This window comes from Catenulispora rubra, assembly GCF_015356825.1.
Lineage (GTDB): Bacteria > Actinomycetota > Actinomycetes > Streptomycetales > Catenulisporaceae > Catenulispora > Catenulispora rubra.
The window spans coordinates 1-404 of the sequence record NZ_JAACYW010000792.1; the positions used below are offsets into that span (position 1 = coordinate 1).

Annotated in this window: 1 protein-coding gene; it reads left to right on the forward strand. The window is 73.0% G+C overall.

Features of this window, described 5'->3' with window-relative positions:
* Window positions 1-40 precede the first annotated feature (40 nt).
* Window positions 41-404: hypothetical protein (locus tag GWK61_RS55445; RefSeq protein WP_194922398.1), on the forward strand; the 364-nt coding region annotated here is incomplete at its 3' end.

Sequence of the window (404 nt, forward strand, 5' to 3'; positions counted from 1 at the left end):
GTCACACACGTGTGGGCAGGCGGGAGGCAGGGCGGGGGCGATGAGCATCGCGGCCGAGGGCGCCGCCGCACCGCCGACGGTTCCGGATGCGGCAGCGCGGGTCCTGAAGTTCACGCAGGTCGCGAGGCCTGCGGATGTGCCGCTGATCATCAACGCCCTGACCTCCGCCGAACTCTCCGCCGGCATCGCACGACTCGGCCCGCGACTCCCCCCGGCAGTGATCGAGCACGTCATCACCCACGGCCCGCGAACCGCCCGCAGCACCCTCGCCTGGCAGCTCCGACAGCCACCTCGGCCTGCCTCCGTGCGCTTCCCCTTCGTGGGCAACCAGAACGCCGCGCACAACGTGAACGCCCCACACCACCACGCCGCTGCCCACGCCGCTGCCCACGCCGCTGCCCACG